This window comes from Vibrio sp. V43_P6S15P86, assembly GCF_009904725.1.
GTDB classification, from domain to species: Bacteria; Pseudomonadota; Gammaproteobacteria; order Enterobacterales; family Vibrionaceae; genus Vibrio; species Vibrio diabolicus.
Map to the genome: position 1 here is coordinate 1 of NZ_WXWT01000166.1, position 2,407 is coordinate 2,407.

The 2,407-nt window shown below is 43.2% G+C and carries 3 protein-coding genes; all 3 read left to right on the forward strand.

What is annotated here, in order from left to right; translation table 11 throughout:
• Positions 1-154 precede the first annotated feature (154 nt).
• The 3 genes from CAG69_RS07400 (at position 155) to CAG69_RS07410 (ending at position 2,402) form a co-directional block, all read left to right on the forward strand.
• Positions 155-343 (forward strand): (2Fe-2S)-binding protein, encoded by a 189-nt coding sequence (locus CAG69_RS07400; protein ID WP_031780493.1) that lies wholly within the window; start codon positions 155-157, stop codon positions 341-343.
• A 101-nt stretch (positions 344-444) separates the two neighbouring features.
• Positions 445-921 carry a bacterioferritin gene (bfr, locus tag CAG69_RS07405; protein ID WP_005395745.1) on the forward strand — a complete coding sequence of 159 codons (477 nt, stop codon included), beginning with the start codon at positions 445-447 and terminating at the stop codon, positions 919-921.
• Positions 922-1,124: 203 nt separating this feature from the next.
• Entirely contained in the window at positions 1,125-2,402 is a 1,278-nt protein-coding gene (locus CAG69_RS07410) for a malic enzyme-like NAD(P)-binding protein (RefSeq protein WP_006742766.1), read from the forward strand.
• Positions 2,403-2,407: the final 5 nt, after the last annotated feature.

The window sequence follows — 2,407 nt, forward strand, 5'->3', positions numbered from 1 at the left end:
ACCTTTAGTCGTAACACCTAACCCTCTGATCTTTGCCAACTGTCACCAAATCTATATAACAAAATATTCTGAACAGGCCTATCAATGCGACTGGTAACAAGAACTATTCTTGTTTATATTGGTTGCCACAGGTTAATTTAATAGGTTTTTGAGTATGTACGTTTGTCTTTGCCATGGGGTCTCCGACAAGAAAATTAGGAAGTTGGCGATAGATGAAGGCGTAACGGATATTAAAGGAATCAAAAAATGCACAGCATTGGGTAGCCAATGTGGTAAGTGCATCAGACAGGCCAAGGATATTTTAGCGGAAACCAGTTACACGGTATTCAAACAAGCTAGCTAATTACTGTGAGCATGCAGTAATTAAGTAATTATTTGCCTAGCGTTTTGACACCTTCTCATTTGCTTCTACATTTAAATGAAGCTAAAGAGGAGGTTTTTGTCATGAAAGGCGATCCAATCATCATCCAACATCTCAATAAAGTGCTCGGAAATGAGCTCATCGCTATTAATCAGTATTTTCTTCATGCTCGAATGTATAAGGACTGGGGGTTAAAGCACCTAGCAGATAAGGAATATCACGAATCTATCGATGAGATGAAACATGCCGATCATCTGATTGAGCGTATTTTGTTTCTGGAGGGCTTACCGAATCTACAAGATTTAGGCAAGTTGATGATAGGTGAAGACACTAAAGAAATGCTCGAGTGTGACTTAAAGCTTGAAATGGCCGCCATTCCAGATTTAAAAGATGCGATTGCCTATGCTGAAGACATTCGAGACTATGTGTCTCGCGATCTGTTTCAAGATATTCTTGAAGATGAGGAAGAACATGTTGACTGGCTAGAGACGCAACTTGGCTTGATTGAAATGTCTGGCATTGAGAACTACCTCCAAGCGCAATACGTAGACGAAGAGTAATAACGTCCAGGATTTTGCGCACTTCAATTGTAAGAAGAAAAGAGCACCTGACTCGAAAATCAGGTGCTTATCCCCGCTATCTGGTCTAATCTCTTTTATTATCGGCTTTTTAAGGATATTGCTCGCAATCTTGCCTATGAAGTTTGATTTCTATCCGATAGAATTTATGCCCCCTTACCTAAAAATAAAAAAGAGAAACGTCCATGTCTGAAGACAATCGCCAAGCAGCCACTCCAGAAGAAGAACATCGCCAAAAAGCATTGGATTACCATGCTTATCCAACTCCAGGAAAGATTGCTGTCGAACTGACAAAGCCTGCGGAAACGGCGGGTGATCTTGCCCTTGCTTACAGCCCTGGTGTTGCTGAGCCAGTGCGTGAAATCGCACAAAACCCGGATAACGTGTACAAGTACACTGCAAAAGGGAACATGGTTGCTGTTATTTCTAACGGTACCGCTATTCTAGGTCTAGGTAACCTAGGTCCACTTGCATCTAAGCCTGTGATGGAAGGTAAAGCGTTACTGTTTAAACGTTTTGCTGGCCTTGACTCGATTGATATTGAAGTTAAGCACCGCACGATCGATGAATTTGTTGATACTGTTGCAAGCATTGCAGACACTTTTGGTGGTATCAACCTTGAAGATATTAAAGCACCAGATTGTTTTGAGATTGAAAAGCGTCTAATTGAGCGTTGTGATGTACCAGTATTCCACGATGATCAGCACGGTACTGCGATTGTAACAGCGGCAGGCATGCTGAACGCGATCGAACTTCAAGGTAAGAAGCTTGAAGACTCAACGATCGTTTGTCTTGGCGCTGGCGCTGCAGCCGTTGCGTGTATGGAGCTGCTGATTAAATGTGGTGCAATGCGCGAAAAAATTTACATGCTGGATCGTAAAGGTGTGATCCACACTCGTCGTGATGATCTTAATGAATACAAGCAGCTATTCGCAAACAACACGGACAAACGCACATTAGAAGACGTGATTGAAGGCGCGGATCTGTTCCTAGGTGTATCTGGTCCAAACCTATTGCCAGCGGAAGCGTTGAAGCTGATGGCAGATAAGCCAATCGTATTTGCATGTTCGAATCCAGATCCTGAAATTAAGCCGGAACTTGCCCACGCTGTTCGTGATGATTTGATCATGGGGACTGGCCGTAGTGATTACCCGAACCAAGTAAACAACGTATTGTGTTTCCCATTCATCTTCCGTGGTGCTCTTGATGTGCGCGCAAGTGAAATCAATGATGAAATGAAACTTGCAGCCGTTGAGGCGATTCGTGAGCTAGCAAAAGAGCCTGTACCTGAAACTGTATTGAAGGCCGCAGGCGTCGATAAGCTTGAGTTTGGTGCAGACTACATCATTCCAAAACCAATGGATTCACGTTTACTACCACGTGTTGCAAAAGCTGTGGCTCAGGCGGCAGTTGATTCAGGTGTTGCTCGTATCGAGATGCCTGAAAACTACATGGCAGAGTAATATAT

What these genes read in the sequence shown, in the direction of transcription:
- CAG69_RS07400 (WP_031780493.1), top strand. Translation starts at nt 155, where the DNA reads ATGTACGTTTGTCTTTGCCATGGGGTCTCCGACAAGAAAATTAGGAAG.
- bfr (WP_005395745.1), top strand. Translation starts at nt 445, where the DNA reads ATGAAAGGCGATCCAATCATCATCCAACATCTCAATAAAGTGCTCGGA.
- CAG69_RS07410 (WP_006742766.1), top strand. Translation starts at nt 1,125, where the DNA reads ATGTCTGAAGACAATCGCCAAGCAGCCACTCCAGAAGAAGAACATCGC.